Annotated in this window: 17 protein-coding genes and 1 tRNA gene; 12 read left to right on the forward strand and 6 right to left on the reverse strand. The window is 65.6% G+C overall.

The annotated features are described in order from the left end of the window. Positions 1 to 53 precede the first annotated feature (53 nt). The 5 genes from I6A82_RS08135 to I6A82_RS08155 all read left to right on the forward strand — a co-directional run bounded on the left by I6A82_RS08135 (position 54) and on the right by I6A82_RS08155 (position 5,565). Entirely contained in the window at positions 54 to 221 is a 168-nt protein-coding gene (locus tag I6A82_RS08135; protein WP_187335861.1) for a hypothetical protein, read from the forward strand. 3 nt (positions 222 to 224) lie between these two features. Further along, a complete protein-coding gene (locus I6A82_RS08140; RefSeq protein WP_187335862.1) occupies positions 225 to 2,072 on the forward strand; it encodes a hypothetical protein in 1,848 nt (615 codons plus the stop codon). Beyond that, entirely contained in the window at positions 2,065 to 3,012 is a 948-nt protein-coding gene (locus I6A82_RS08145; protein ID WP_332310947.1) for a tyrosine recombinase, read from the forward strand. Before I6A82_RS08140 ends, I6A82_RS08145 begins: the two co-directional genes overlap by 8 nt. A 31-nt stretch (positions 3,013 to 3,043) precedes the next feature. Continuing rightward, positions 3,044 to 3,991, forward strand: a complete 948-nt coding sequence (locus I6A82_RS08150; RefSeq protein WP_198094460.1) for an acetyl-CoA carboxylase carboxyltransferase subunit alpha — start codon at positions 3,044 to 3,046, stop codon at positions 3,989 to 3,991. A 77-nt stretch (positions 3,992 to 4,068) separates the two neighbouring features. After that, positions 4,069 to 5,565: a M48 family metalloprotease gene (locus I6A82_RS08155; protein WP_198094461.1), complete on the forward strand. Its 1,497-nt coding sequence runs from the start codon at positions 4,069 to 4,071 to the stop codon at positions 5,563 to 5,565. Between the two features lie 84 nt (positions 5,566 to 5,649). On the opposite strand, the gene I6A82_RS08160 is transcribed toward I6A82_RS08155, so the two are convergent. Together I6A82_RS08160 and I6A82_RS08165 are read right to left on the reverse strand one after the other, a co-directional pair. Beyond that, positions 5,650 to 5,826: a Flp family type IVb pilin gene (locus tag I6A82_RS08160; protein ID WP_187335865.1), complete on the reverse strand. Its 177-nt coding sequence runs from the start codon at positions 5,824 to 5,826 to the stop codon at positions 5,650 to 5,652. A 113-nt stretch (positions 5,827 to 5,939) separates the two neighbouring features. Further along, positions 5,940 to 6,149, reverse strand: a complete 210-nt coding sequence (locus I6A82_RS08165; RefSeq protein ID WP_332310948.1) for a Flp family type IVb pilin — start codon at positions 6,147 to 6,149, stop codon at positions 5,940 to 5,942. 57 nt (positions 6,150 to 6,206) lie between these two features. On the opposite strand from I6A82_RS08165, the gene I6A82_RS08170 reads away from it, so the two are divergent. Next, positions 6,207 to 6,632 carry a (deoxy)nucleoside triphosphate pyrophosphohydrolase gene (locus I6A82_RS08170; RefSeq protein ID WP_332310949.1) on the forward strand — a complete coding sequence of 142 codons (426 nt, stop codon included), beginning with the start codon at positions 6,207 to 6,209 and terminating at the stop codon, positions 6,630 to 6,632. Here I6A82_RS08170 and I6A82_RS08175 read toward each other — a convergent pair. Continuing rightward, positions 6,594 to 7,454, reverse strand: a complete 861-nt coding sequence (locus I6A82_RS08175) for a methyltransferase domain-containing protein (RefSeq protein WP_198094463.1) — start codon at positions 7,452 to 7,454, stop codon at positions 6,594 to 6,596. The two genes, I6A82_RS08170 and I6A82_RS08175, sit on opposite strands and share 39 nt — an antisense overlap. Before the next feature lie 46 nt (positions 7,455 to 7,500). Between I6A82_RS08175 and I6A82_RS08180 the strand changes: the two genes are divergently transcribed. From I6A82_RS08180 to I6A82_RS08200, 5 genes are all read left to right on the forward strand, one after another. After that, entirely contained in the window at positions 7,501 to 8,223 is a 723-nt protein-coding gene (locus tag I6A82_RS08180) for a ComF family protein (RefSeq protein WP_198094464.1), read from the forward strand. A 45-nt stretch (positions 8,224 to 8,268) separates the two neighbouring features. Then, on the forward strand, positions 8,269 to 8,526 hold the full coding sequence (gene grxC / locus I6A82_RS08185; protein WP_198094465.1) for a glutaredoxin 3: 258 nt from the start codon (positions 8,269 to 8,271) through the stop codon (positions 8,524 to 8,526). After that, positions 8,526 to 9,347: a carbon-nitrogen hydrolase family protein gene (locus I6A82_RS08190; protein ID WP_198094466.1), complete on the forward strand. Its 822-nt coding sequence runs from the start codon at positions 8,526 to 8,528 to the stop codon at positions 9,345 to 9,347. The genes grxC and I6A82_RS08190 overlap by 1 nt, the downstream gene beginning before the upstream one ends. 34 nt (positions 9,348 to 9,381) lie before the next feature. Beyond that, a tRNA-Arg gene (locus I6A82_RS08195) sits at positions 9,382 to 9,458 on the forward strand. 107 nt (positions 9,459 to 9,565) lie between these two features. Further along, a complete protein-coding gene (locus tag I6A82_RS08200) occupies positions 9,566 to 9,844 on the forward strand; it encodes a hypothetical protein (RefSeq protein WP_187335872.1) in 279 nt (92 codons plus the stop codon). Between the two features lie 110 nt (positions 9,845 to 9,954). On the opposite strand, the gene I6A82_RS08205 is transcribed toward I6A82_RS08200, so the two are convergent. From I6A82_RS08205 to hemW, 3 genes are all read right to left on the reverse strand, one after another. Next, positions 9,955 to 10,746, reverse strand: coding sequence for an enoyl-CoA hydratase-related protein (locus I6A82_RS08205; protein ID WP_198094467.1), 792 nt, complete (start codon positions 10,744 to 10,746; stop codon positions 9,955 to 9,957). Between the two features lie 167 nt (positions 10,747 to 10,913). Next, entirely contained in the window at positions 10,914 to 11,792 is an 879-nt protein-coding gene (locus tag I6A82_RS08210; RefSeq protein WP_198094468.1) for a tyrosine recombinase XerC, read from the reverse strand. 61 nt (positions 11,793 to 11,853) lie between these two features. After that, complete coding sequence (gene hemW, locus I6A82_RS08215) at positions 11,854 to 13,011, reverse strand: radical SAM family heme chaperone HemW (RefSeq protein WP_198094469.1); 1,158 nt, start codon at positions 13,009 to 13,011, stop codon at positions 11,854 to 11,856. 96 nt (positions 13,012 to 13,107) lie between these two features. Here hemW and I6A82_RS08220 point away from each other — a divergent pair, with 96 nt between their 5' ends. Continuing rightward, the gene (locus I6A82_RS08220; RefSeq protein ID WP_198094470.1) at positions 13,108 to 13,677 is read left to right on the forward strand and encodes a CAP domain-containing protein; all 570 of its coding nucleotides are present in this window, start codon (positions 13,108 to 13,110) and stop codon (positions 13,675 to 13,677) included. Positions 13,678 to 13,700: the final 23 nt, after the last annotated feature.

Raw genomic sequence — 13,700 nt, forward strand, 5'->3', positions numbered from 1 at the left:
GCGGTTCCGGCTATAGATCGGCTAGGCGCACGGCAAAGCTTTTTGGGATCATTATGCAATATCGAAGCAGACGCGAACGCGCCGCCGGCCGCGCAAAACTCCTCGCAATCCTGGCGGTGCTGGTGGTGATCGGGATCCTCGTCTGGTTCTGGTCGATGGGCGGCGAGCAGCCGGTTACCACGATCACTGAACCGGTGACGCCCGCGCAGCCCGCCGGCTGATCCATGCGGAAAGCGGCGCTCTGGACGGCCCTGGTCACGGCGACCGGCATGGGCGCGATCGCGCTTTCGACGGTGCCTGCCGTCGGACAGCAGCAGGGGCCGGAATCGCTGCTTCCGCCGGGCTTCGGATCACCTCCGCCGCCGCCCGCGCCGACACCGGCAACACCCGCACCACCGGCCCCCAGCCGCCCGGCGCAGTCCGGCACACCGCTGCCGCCGCCACCTCCGGCCCCGCCGCCGCCATCCGCTCAACCTCTCGAGCCCGCGGCGCCCGCTCCCAGCCAGCCCGCACCTTCCGAAGATGAGGAAGTGGAGGATGCCGAAGAGCTGGTCATCAAGTTCGACGTTCCCCCGGCAGAACGCCGCTCGCTTGGCCAGATCGGTTTCCTGACCGAGGCGGAAGGTGGCCTTGCCGCGAACGCCTTCGGTAATACCGGTGGTGTGTTTCTGGACGGGCTGGTTCGCCGGACGCGCGGACCGCTGCTGTCGCGCTGGGGCACGATCATGGCGCGCCGCGCGCTGATCAGCCGCACCGATACGCCGCGCAATGTGAACGGCGCGGACTGGGTGGCCTCACGCGCATGGCTGCTCCTGCGCATGGGCGAAACCGTGGGCGCCCGCACGCTGATCGAGCAGGTCGACAATGCCGACTATACCGATCGGCTCTATCAGGTGGCGATGCCGGTGTTCATGGCTTCGGCCGATCCGGCGGGGCTCTGCCCGATCGCCGATTCGGCTGCGCAGGCGCTGAAGAGCAAGGAATGGCGCACTGCGCGCGCGATCTGCGCCGGGCTGGCGGGCGATCAGGGCCGTGCCAGCGCGCTGCTGACGGAGGTTCGCCGTCGCGGCTGGGCGAGCGGTATCGACTATCTGCTGGCAACCAAGATTATCGGCGCCGGCTTCAACGGCCGCCGCGCGGTGACCATCCAGTGGGATGAGGTGCAGGGCCTCAACGCCTGGCGCTACGGCCTAGCCGTCGCCACGGGCGTGGAGCCGCCGTCTACCATGTACAATGGCTATGGCCGCCAGGTGGCCGGTTGGCGTGTGCTTTCCGCCGCGCTGCCTTTGGCCTCGCGCATCCAGGCGTCCGATCACGCCGCCGCGCTCGGCACGCTCAGCAATGCCGCGATGGTCGATCTGTATTCGCAGGCCCTTGGCGATGATGAAGTGGGCGACGATGTGGCCGCGCGCGTCTCGCGCCTCGAAAGCGCCTATGCCGGGCGCACCGAGAAGACGCGGATGGACGCGCTGCGCGATATCTGGGGCCGGGGCGAAGGCGATGTCGGCTATTCGATGCTGGTGCTCACCGCCCGCGCTTCCGCGCTGATCCGGCCCACCGACGAATTGTCCGCGGATGCCGATCGGCTGATTGCCGCGATGATGACCGCCGGGCTGGATACGCAGGCGGTCCGCTGGAGCGGGCAGGTGGGCGAGGGCAGCCTTGGCTGGGCGCTGCTGGCCGTCGGCGCGCCGCAATCGCCATTCGGCGTCGATGCGGGAGCGATCGAAAGCTTCGGTGGCAATTATAGCGAGAATGACGGCGCGAAGGCGAAGCTTCTGGCCGCCGGACTGGCGGGGCTCGGGCGTCTTTCGCAGGCCGAACAGAATGACGTGGCCCAGCGGCTCGATATCCAGCTGAACGCCGCGAACAATTGGAGCCGGGCGATCGATGCGGCTGCGGTGCGGGGTGAGCCGGGCACGGTGGCACTACTCGCCGCGGCGGGCCTGCAGGGTCCGGGTTGGAGCGTGATGCCCGCCTTCCAGCTATATCATATCGTCGCGGCGCTGCGGCAGGTGGGGATGGAGGCCGAGGCGCGCATGATCGCCGCCGAAGCCGTAACCCGTGCCTGAGGGGTCGGACCGGCCGAGCAGCACAGGCGCAGACCGCCGATCGATAGACGCATTCCTCGCCATGCTGGCGGCGGAACGCGGGCTCTCGCGCAACAGCATCGCCGCTTATGAAAGCGACCTCAGGCAGACGTCCGAATTGCTCGGCGGCGCGCTTGCTGCAGCGGACGAGGATGCGCTCGGCACGCTGGCTGGCGAATGGCGGGATCTTGCCGCCTCCACGGTGGCGCGCAAATGCGCGGCGCTGCGCAATTATTACGGTTTCCTTCTGGACGAGGGCCTGCGCGCCGACGATCCCTCTAGCGCGCTGCCCCGGCCCGCCTTGCAGCGCCCGCTGCCGAAGCTGCTGAGCCTTGAGGAGATCGACAGGCTGTTCGCGCTTGCCGAAGAACGGGCCGAGGCACCGGGTGCGCCCGCCGCCGCGCTGCGCGATCTGGCGCTTCTGGAACTGCTCTACGGGTCGGGCCTGCGCGCCACCGAACTGGTATCGCTGCCGCGCCGGGCGGTGGTGAGCGATCAGCCCTTCCTGATTCTGAAGGGCAAGGGCGGCAAGGAGCGGCTGGTGCCGCTGTCGGACCGCGCACGGCTGGTGACGGCGCGCTGGCGCGAATGCGTTGAGGAGGGGCAGCCCTGGCTCTTCCCGTCCTCTGCCGGGCATATCAGCCGCATCCGCCTGTTTCAGATCGTGCGTGCGCTGGCGGGCAAGGCGGGGATCGACCCTGCGCGCGTCAGTCCCCATGTTCTGCGCCATGCCTTTGCAACCCACCTGCTGGCGGGCGGGGCGGACCTCCGGGCGTTGCAGACCATGCTCGGGCATGCCGACATCTCGACCACGCAGATCTATACGCATGTCGAGGCCAGCCGCCTTGTCGCGCTGGTGAACGAGCGTCATCCGCTTGCGCAGATGAGCCGGACGGGCCCTCAAGCGTCCTCGCCAGATTGACCATCCGCGCGCCAGCGACTAACCGCCAGCCATGACGAGCTATCTGGAATTCGAGAAACCGATCGCAGAACTGGAGACGCGGATCGCCGCGCTCCGCGACAGCGCGACCGACGGCGAGATCGACATCGACGCCGAAGTCGGCCGGCTTCAGGAGAAAGTCGATCGGCAATTGCGCAATGTTTACGGCAAGCTGACGCCCTGGCAGAAAACGATGGTCGCGCGCCATCCCGAGCGTCCGCATTTCAAGCATTATGTCGCCGGTCTCTTCGATGAGTTCGTGCCGCTGTCGGGCGACCGCGCGTTTGCCGACGATCAGGCGATCCAGGGCGGCTTCGCGCGCAAGGGAGACCGCCGCGTCGTCGTGATCGGCCACGAAAAGGGCGACGACACGCAGTCCCGCCTCAAGCACAATTTCGGCATGGGCAAGCCGGAGGGGTATCGCAAGGCGATCCGCCTGATGGACCTGGCCGATCGTTTCGGCCTGCCGGTCGTCACCCTGATCGACACCGCAGGCGCGTTTCCCGGCATTCAGGCCGAGGAGCGCGGCCAGGCCGAGGCGATCGCCCGTTCCACCGAGCGATGCCTGCGCCTTGGCGTGCCGATGGTCGCCGCGGTGATGGGTGAGGGCGGCTCGGGCGGCGCGGTGGCGCTGGCCGCGGCGGACCGCGTCCTCATGATGGAGCATGCGGTCTATTCGGTGATCTCGCCCGAAGGCTGCGCTTCCATCTTGTGGCGCACCGGCGACAAGGCGGACGAGGCCGCTGCGGCGATGCGCATTACGGCGGGCGATCTCAAGGAACTCGGCGTGGTCGACGAGGTGATCAAGGAGCCGCTGGGCGGCGCCCACCGCGACCATGAGGCAGCGATCGCGACGATCAGCAGTTCGATCTTCGGCGCGCTCGACATGCTGGACGGCACCAAGCCGTTCGACTTGCGTGAGCGCCGTCAGGAGAAATATCTGCGCATGGGAATGGTCTGACAGCAGGCCGTTTCGGCTAGGGAACGTTTTCCGCCGCCGCGCCGTTCACCTCCTCAATAACAACAGAGGAGGAAACGATGCGTTTTAATCGTGGAGTATTGGCGGCGGGTGTTGCCGCGCTCGGTTTGGCATCCTGCACCAGCGCCGGATATAACGATCCGCTCACCGCAGGGGAAACGTTCCAATCGAAGCCGGTGACGCCGCAGGCGCGCCAGCAGGGCCAGCAGGCCTATAGCGAAATCGTCGAGGAATTCGGCGGGCTCTACACGCAGGGCAATGAGGCGAATTATGTTGAGCGGGTTGGCCGCAAGATCGCCGTCCAATCCGGCCTCGCCAACAGCGAGAGCGCCTACACGATTTCGCTCCTGAACTCGCCCGTCAACAACGCCTTCGCGACGCCCGGCGGTTATGTCTACATCACGCGCCAGCTCGTCGCGCTCGCCAATGATGAGGCGGAGATGGCAGGCGTGCTGGGTCACGAAGTCGGCCATGTCGCCGCCGATCATTCCGGCCAGCGTCAGAGCGCGCAGACGAAAGCGGGCCTCTTCGGCGTCGCCGGTCAGATCCTGGGCGGCCTGCTGGGCGATCGGACGGGCCTTCTCGGCTCGCTCGGCGGCGCTATCCAGAACTATGCGCCCGCCGTCGCGCAGCTTTACACGCTCAGCTATTCGCGCGGACAGGAAGAGCAGGCGGATGATCTGGGCATTCGTTATCTTTCGAAAGCGGGATATGATCCGATGGCGCTATCGGACATGCTGGCCTCGCTTGCGATGCAGACGGCGGTGGATCAGCGTGCGTCCGGGCAGGACGGACGTGCAATGCCCGAATGGGCGAGCACGCACCCCGATCCGGCGCGCCGCGTAGCGCGTGCCGCGCAGATCGCGCAGACCTATGCGCCCGGCGGCATCCGCAACCGCGCACAGCATCTGGCGACCATCGACGGCATTCTCTATGGCGACGATCCCAAAAACGGCGTGATCGAGGGCAACACGTTCCTGCATCCCGAGCTGGGGCTGCGCTTTTCCGTGCCGCAGGGCTACGGCATGACGAACGGCGCGCAGGCGGTGACCATTCAGGGCGGCACCGGGCAGGCGCAGTTCAGCATGGGATCGTTCAACGGCAACCTGCAGAGCTATATTAGCGACGTGTTCCGCTCCGTGGCGGGCCAGACGCAGCTTCAAGTTGGGCAGCTTCAGCGGACCACCGTGAACGGTATTCCGGCGGCCTATCAGACCGCGCGGGCCAATACCCAGAATGGGCAGGTGGACGTCACTGTTTTCGCCTATGAATTTTCGGGCAGCCGCGCCTATCATTTCGTGACGCTGACGCCCGCCGGGCAGAACCCGTTCGGCACCATGTTCCAGAGCATGTCGCGCCTGAGTTCTGCAGAGGCGGCGCGGATCAAGCCGCGGCGGATCGATATCGTGAGCGCGCAGAGCGGCGATACGGTGGCCAGTCTGGCACGGCGGATGGCCTATGACCGGCTGCAGACCGAGCGCTTCATGGCGCTGAACGGCCTGAGCGGCAATGCGGGCCTGCAGGCGGGGCAGCAGTACAAGATCGTCGTCTACTGATTTCAGCAAGACGGGAAATGTACAAAGAAAAGGGCGGCGGCACCCTTCCGTGCCGCCGCCCTTTTAAATTCAAGCTGCGAACGCTTACTTGCTGTTGGCGTTGCTCAGCGAATTGTTCACCTTGTTGAAGGTGTTGGTGAGGTTGCCACCGAGCGCCGACATCGCGGCAATCGCGGCCACTGCGATCAGAGCTGCGATCAGGCCATATTCGATGGCGGTTGCACCGTCTTCATTTTCGAAAATCTGATAAAAGGTTTTCACGTCTGGTCTCCTTGCATTGCGCTTCATTCACCCCGTCGAACTGTCCCTGACGGCTAACGTCCAACATTGGTCAGCCTATCGCTAAAGCTCTTAGAAAAGATTAACGGCGGCTTTTACTTCGTTGCGTCCACGACATTAGTGCTCACGGAGTTCCACATCTGAATGGTGGTTCCGCTCATCGACGAAAGCGCACCGATCATGGCAATCACTACAAGTGCCGCGATCAGTCCGTATTCGACGGCCGTGGCCCCGTCCTGCTCATGTAGAATGCGATGGATCCATTGTTTCATCGATCGCATTTCCCATTTGCTGGATGTCGTCACGTGCGATGCTGCTTTTCGCCGATCGGCGTAAACAAGCTTTTAATTCGGAAGGTTAACGTGGCAATTTCCCCGACAGTGCTACCCGTCGTAGCAGCGACACTGATCGATGACGGTGGCCGCGTGCTTCTTCAGAAACGCCCGGAAAACCGCATGCATGGCGGACTTTGGGAGTTTCCGGGCGGCAAGGTGGAGCCATGTGAAAAGGCTGCCGACGCTTTGGCGCGGGAGCTGGAAGAAGAACTCGGCATTACGCTCGATCCCGGCGCGATTGCCCCTGTTGGCTTTGCCGACGCACCGCTGGAGCCGCGCAATCTGATTCTGTTGCTCTACGCCTGCACCGCGTGGGAGGGCGCACCGCACCCGCGCGAAGAGGGCGCTGCAATCGGCTGGTTTGCGCCTGCAACCGTCGCGGAGCTCGATCTCGCGCCGGCGGATCGGCAGCTTCTACCCGCCTTGATCCGCTTTCTTGCCGCCGGAGCGTAGCGCGTCGGCCAGGGAAACGCTGGCGCTGCCCCGGCGCGCGGGCTTGGCCTGATCGGGGGAGGGAGCCCATCCGCTCAGCGAAATCAGCTCCAGCCGCTCGGACAGTTTGCCGTCGGCCTCCACCATGCCGGCCCATGCCTCGAACAGCCGCGCGAGGCCGGCCTTGCCGATGGAAGCGCGTGGCCCCGCCAGCGCATTGCCCGTGCCGGCCTCGCGCAGATCGTTGATCAGGCGCAGCGGATCGCCATAGCGCAGCGTCAACCGGTCGCCATCGGCCACCGGCATCGCGAAGCCTGCGCGCGACAGCAGGTCCCCGGTGGACCGCACGTCGATCTGCGGATGGATGTGCGCGGCGGTGCGGTCCCCATCGGCGGCGATCATGCAGCGTTTGAGTGCCGGAAGGCTGCCCGCGCCGAACATGGTTCCCAGAAACAGGCCGTCGGGTTTCAGCGACCGGCGAATCTGGATAAGCGCGCCGGGCAGATCGTTCACGCTATCGAGCGTGCCTGCCGATATGATGAGATCGAAGCTTGCCGGTTCAAAGGGCAGCGCATCTTCGGTGCACAGCTCTGCGCCATCCTGCGCTTCCGCCTCGCTCAGCGCTGCATGTCTTATCGCAGCCTCGGCAGGGAGCGCCAGTTTCTCGCGAAACCGCGCGACGGGGCCGAGCAGCAGGATATCGCGAAATTCCCGCGACACCGCGGACAGGCGTTCACCCAGATCGTCTGCCATCCATTCTAGGAAGAGGGAGGGGGCACCGGCGGAGCGGCCACGCAGCGCGCGGCGGCGGCGGTAATCGAAAATATCGGGAGCGCTGGCCATGCCTTCCCTCTTGCCGTGATGCGTCCGCCGGGACAAGCTTCGCACCATGCTGGCTGTCCCGCAACCGCTGCGCCAGGCGCTTGATTTCGTGCTGCCGCCGCGCTGTCCCGGATGCGGCTGCGTCCAGGCCGATGCGGCGGCCTTTTGCCTTGATTGCTGGTGTCAGCTGAAGTTTTTGGCACCGCCGTGGTGCCACTGCTGCGGCCTGCCGTTCGAACATGAGGTGCCGGGCGAGCCATTATGCGGTGCCTGTCTGGCGGCTCCGCCCCGCTTCGATTTCCTGCGATCCGCCGTCGCCTATGGCGGCATTGCGACCGATCTGGTGCTGAAGCTCAAATATTCGCGCGGACTGGGGGCGGCGACCATGATGGCGGGTCACATGGCCCGCCTTCTCCCCGATCCGCCCGACGACATGCTTGTGACGCCGGTGCCGCTGCACTGGAGCCGGCTGGCCGCGCGCACCTATAATCAGTCGGTGCTCATCGGCCGCGCGCTGGCAAGACGTATCGACCGGCCCTTCCACCCCGATCTCATCCGGCGAAAGCGCCGCACGCCGCCCTTGCGCGGCCTGGGGGCAAAGGCCCGCGCACGCACGATACAGGGCGCGTTCGGCATCACGCAGCGGCAACGCAGGGTAATCGAGGGGCGCGCCGTGCTGATCGTCGATGATGTGCATACCAGCGGCGCCACCAGCGCGGCCTGCGCAGCCATCCTGAAGCGCAGCGGAGCTTCCTGGGTGGGCGTGGTCACCTGGGCCCGGGTGCTGTGAACGAATTTCCTGCACCTTCGTGCGAAGTCTGCTAGGCTTGCGGCCATGAAAAGCGTTGAAATCTACACCAAGTTCACCTGCGGCTACTGCCACCGCGCCAAAGCTCTCCTGAACGACAAGGGCGTTGCTTTTGAGGAGCATGATATCACCATGGGCGGTCCGCAGCGCGAGGAGATGATCCAGCGTGCCGGCGGGCGCACCACGGTGCCGCAGATCTTCATTGGCGGCGATCATATCGGCGGTAGCGATGATCTCGCCGCGCTGGAACGTGAGGGCAAGCTCGACGCGCTTCTGGCGGACTGATGCGTCTCGCCTTGCTCCAGATGACGAGCGGCATTGCCGCCGCCGACAATGCTCGCGTGATCGCCGATGCGATGGACGAGGCGGCGGATGGCGGCGCGCAGGTGCTGCTGACACCGGAAATGGCGTTGCTGCTCGATCGGGACAGGGAACGTGCGGGTGTGCGTGCCGAGAATGACTATCCGGAGATCGCGAAACTGCGCGAGAAAGCGCGCGCGCTCGGCATATGGCTGCATCTGGGTCTGCCGGTGGCACAGGGTGACAAACGCCGCAATCGTACCCTCGTGATCGCTCCCGATGGCACCATTGCGGCGCGATACGACAAGATCCATCTGTTCGACGTCGATCTTTCCACCGGCGAAAGCTGGCGCGAATCGCGCGTTTACGAAGGAGGGGAGGGACCGGTGCTGGCGCAGACGGCGGATGTGCCGACGGGCCTGTCGATCTGTTACGACATTCGCTTTCCCGCGCTGTACCGCGCGCTGGCCGAGGACGGCGCGCAGTTGCTCGCTATTCCGGCGGCCTTCACCGTGCCGACGGGCCGCGCGCATTGGCATGTGCTGGCCCGTGCCCGCGCAATCGAAACCGGATGCTTCGTCGCCGCGCCCGCGCAGGTCGCCCGGCACGAAGACGGCCGCGAAACCTTTGGCCACAGCCTGGTCGTCGACCCCTGGGGCCATGTGCTGCTGGATATGGAAGAGCGCTCCGGCGTCGGCTTCGCGGACATCGACCTCGCCGCCGTCGAACGCGTGCGCACGCAAGTGCCAGCGCTCGCCAATGCCCGTCCGATCGGCGAAGTCCGCGCAACTGCGCAGACGAATTGACCCCTTGCACCCCCGCCCGTAAAAGACCCGCCGGGCGCCCGTAGCTCAGTCGGATAGAGCATCAGATTCCTAATCTGGGGGCCACAGGTTCGAATCCTGTCGGGCGCACCACATTCGTGGCTTGGCGTACATCACGTACGTGTTGTTCTTGCCCGTGACGGCCCGTTGCTGATAGGGCGCGCCGAACTTAACGATTTTAAATCAAACAGGAAAAACTAATGAAGAAATTCATCGCAGCCGCCTCCGTGACCGCGCTTATGGCCCTTGCCGCATGCAATGGTGCGAACGAAGAGCAGGCCGAGCAGCAGGATGATGTGACCGAAGCGCAGGGCGAAGTCATGGACGCGCAGGCGGGTGTTGCCGAAGCCAAGGCCGATCTGGCCGAGGAAAAGGCTGATATGGCGACCGATCAGGTCGGTGAAGCCCAGATGAACCAGACGTCTGACGCGATGGAGCAGAAGGCCGAGAAGCTGGAAGATACCGCGGACGGCATCTGATCGTCATCGGCTCAGAATGACCGGGTGATCCAGAGTATCGCCCTGAAAGGCCCGCAAGCTTTTTGCGGGCCTTTCTTTTTTCACTAAGATGGTACCCTTGCCGCAGCGGGTCAGCGGCCTTTGAATTCCGGCTTGCGCTTCTGCATGAAAGCTACGGCGCCTTCGCGAAAATCTTCGGTATCCCCGCAGATTTTCTGCGCCTCGGCCTCTGCCGCCATGGCATCGGTAAGGGTCATGTCCTGCGCCTTGCGAACCAGCTTGCGGATCTGGCCCATCGCGACCGTCGGTCCGGAGGCAAGGCGTGATGCGAGCGCCTGGGCTTCCTCGAGCACCTTGGTGTCGTCGACGCATCGATTGATCATGCCCAGTTCCAGCGCGCGGACCGCTGCAATACGCTCGCCCAGCAGCATCGCTTCCATCGCGGCGGGGATGCCGATCGCTTTAGGAATGATCCAGGTCGCGCCGCCGTCCGGCACCAGCCCGATATTGACGAACGCTTGCAGGAAATAGGCCGATCGCCCGGCGACGATAAGATCGCCGGCAAGCGCCAGGCTGCACCCGATACCGGCGGCAGCGCCGTTGACCGCGGTGACGACCGGGATATCCAGCTCGGCAAGGGCAAGCATGCACGGATTGAAATGTTCCTGCAGCGAGCGGCGCGAGGCATCGCCCGGCGATCCGCCGTCGAAGGTCCGCCCGGCAAGATCCGCTCCGGCGCAAAAACCGCGCCCTTCGCCGGTGATGACGAGCGCGCGCGCACCGCCGGGAACAAGCTGCGTCAGCGCATCGCGAAATTCATCGAACGAAGCAGGCGTGACCGCGTTCAGCCGGTCCGGCCGGTTCAGCGTCAGGGTGGCAACGCCCTCCTCAATGACGAGCTTGATGGATTCATATTCCGGCATCGATCTCTCCTGGGCTTTGCTGCGCTTCCACCCGGTCTGTGGAAAGGCGGGCCGGATTGCAAGAGCGCGCCGCCACGCCTCGCATGCTGCGGCAGATTTGGCCCCCAGCGCGATCCGCTTCTCCATATTTGCGGCCAAGACCGCCGCCCGTCTTGTGCGTGACGCCCTCAGGCGCGCGGGTGGGCGTGCCGATAGATATCGAGCAGATGCGCCGCATCGACCGCGGTGTAGATCTGCGTCGAACTCAAGCTGGCATGGCCGAGCAGTTCCTGCAGCGAGCGCAGGTCCGCGCCGCCCGCCAGCAGATGCGTCGCGAAACTGTGGCGCAGCGCGTGCGGGGTCAGCCGCTCGGACAGGCCAAGGCGACGGCGCGCCTGAAGCACCGCATGGCGCATAGCTGCGGGCTTCATCGGTCCGCCGCGCGGCCCGCGAAACAGCGCCTCGTCCCTGGCGGCGGGGAAGGGCGTGGTTTCGGCATAATTCGCAATCGCCTCGCGCACCGCGGGGAGCAGCGGCACGATCCGCGTTTTTCCACGCTTGCCGGTAACGCGCAGTGTCTCGCCGAGCGGAAGATCGCCGCCGGTGAGCGACAGCGCCTCCGATATGCGCAGACCGCAGCCATAAAGAAGCAGCAGCACGGCCCAGTCCCGTGCCGCGATCCATGGCTCGCGCGCCGCCTCCACCATGTCGGTGCCCAGCGCCATGATGTCGTCCGGGCTGGCCGGGCGCGGCACGGTGCGCGCCGCTTTGGGCGCGCGGATGCGCGGAAGGGCGGCCTGATCTCCGCCGCAATATTTCAGGAAGGCACGCACTGCCGAAAGTTCACGCGCGGCCGACCGATTGCCGATCCCGTCGCTACGGCGATCTGCAAGAAAGTTTCTGAGGTCCGGCGCAGAAAGCATCGCAATATCTTGCTTTGAAGCGCTGCCGTCCAGATGCTCCATCAGTCGCTCGGCCGTCGAAACATAGGCGCGCACGGTGTGGACGGACCGGCGGCGATCGTCGCGCAGATAGGCGGCATATTCGCGGATGAGCGGATGGGGCATGGCAGCATCCTTACCCCGATCGTGACTGCATCGTAAGCCCTGAGCGAAGGGGCGGCATCGCTCAGGCGGGGGCGGCCTCCACTGCGACCACTTCCGCCAGAATGGCATCCAGCAGCGGGCGGCCCGCTTCGGTCAGCGCCAGATGAGATCCGGCGTGCAAGAGCAGCCCGTGGCCCGCCAGACGATCGACTGCCGCGGCGTCTATCAGCGCATCTTCCGAAAAACCGAAGCGTGATGCCATGACGTCAAGCCGCACGCCTTCCGTCAGCCTCAGCCCCATCAGCAAGGCCTCCACGGCCTGTTCGCCGCGTGAAAGCGCCGTTTCGCTGCGCAGGCCGTGGCCGTTGCGCGCCACCGCGCCGAGGAAGTTTTCCGGCTTGCGATGCCGTTCGGTGGCAAGATTCAGCCGCCGCCCGTGCGCGCCGGGGCCGATGCCGGCATAGTCGTGATAGCGCCAATAGGTGAGGTTGTGGCGGCTTTCCTGTCCGGCGCGTGCGTGGTTGCTGGTTTCATAGGCCGGCAGACCGGCGGCTGCCGTGCGTTCCTGCGTCAGCACATAGAAGTCGGCCGCCGCGTCGTCGTCCATCGGCTCAAAGGCCCCGCGCCGCACATCGGTGGCAAAGCGCGTACCCGGTTCGATGGTGAGCTGGTAGAGCGAGAGGTGACCGGTGCCCAGCGACAGCGCGCGGGCGAGCTGCGCCTCCCAGTCCTCAAGCGTCTGGCCGGGCAGGGCATAGATCAAATCGAAGCTGACGCGCCCGAACTGCGCCTGCGCCATATCCAGCGCGGCGAGCCCTTCCGCAGCCCCGTGCGCGCGGCCCAGAAACCGCAACGCCTCATCCTCGAAGCTTTGCAGGCCGAGCGAGACCCGGTTGACGCCCGCCGCCGCCAGATCGGAAAAGCGGGCCGCTTCGACCGAGCTGGGATTGGCCTCCAGCGTGATTTCGATATCCTCCGCGGCTGTCCAGTGTGTGGTCGCCTGATCGATCAGCCGCGCAACCAGCGTCGGAGGCATCAGTGACGGCGTGCCGCCACCGAAGAAGATCGAGCCGAGTTCGCGTCCCGCCAGCAGCGCGGCTTCGTGCGCCATATCGGCCAGCAGCGCTTCCCCCATGGCGTCATCATCCATGTTCGCGCGGACATGGCTGTTGAAGTCGCAATAAGGGCATTTGCTGACGCAAAAGGGCCAGTGGATGTAGAGGGCGAGAGGGGACGTCACGACGCCCCCATATCCGTTCGCCCGGCGGTTGTCGAAGCCTGACCGGTGGCGGTGCGTTCGCTTGCCGTTCAGCCAGGCTGTGCCCAGATCGGAGTTATGAAAGCTATTCTCTTCCCGCTCGCCCTGCTGCTCGGCGCCTGCTCCCCGCCTGTCGCCAGCATGCCGCAGAGCGAGGCGCCGGCGGTTATAACCGAGCGGATGCCAGGTGGCCCGCCGCCAGCGCGTGGCGAACAGTTGCTGCGTGACGTCATGCTGTCACGCCAAAACGCCGCGCGCCGCGCGGTGGACGCGCCGCCGTTGGTCTGGAATGAGGCGCTGGTCGCTTCGGCGCGAAGCTATGCGCGCGAACTGGCGGTAAGCGGTCGTTTCGAACATGCCCGGCAGAGCGGTGTGCCGCAGGGCGAAAATTTGTGGATCGGGACGCGCGGCGCCTTTTCCTATCGCGAAATGGTTGATGCGTGGATTGCCGAGCGGGCCGATTATGTGCCCGGACCGGTCCCGCAGAACAGCCGCAACGGCAAACCGGTGGGCCATTATACGCAGATGATCTGGCGCAGCACGCGCGCTGTTGGCTGCGCGGTTGCTGCGAACAGGCAGAACGAAGTGCTGGTCTGCCGCTATTCGCCCGCGGGCAATGTGGTGGGACGGCGGCCCGATATGGGGTGATCGACGTCATCGACCGTGAGTAC

This window comes from Novosphingopyxis sp. YJ-S2-01 (assembly GCF_016093175.1).
Classification (GTDB): domain Bacteria; phylum Pseudomonadota; class Alphaproteobacteria; order Sphingomonadales; family Sphingomonadaceae; genus Novosphingopyxis; species Novosphingopyxis iocasae.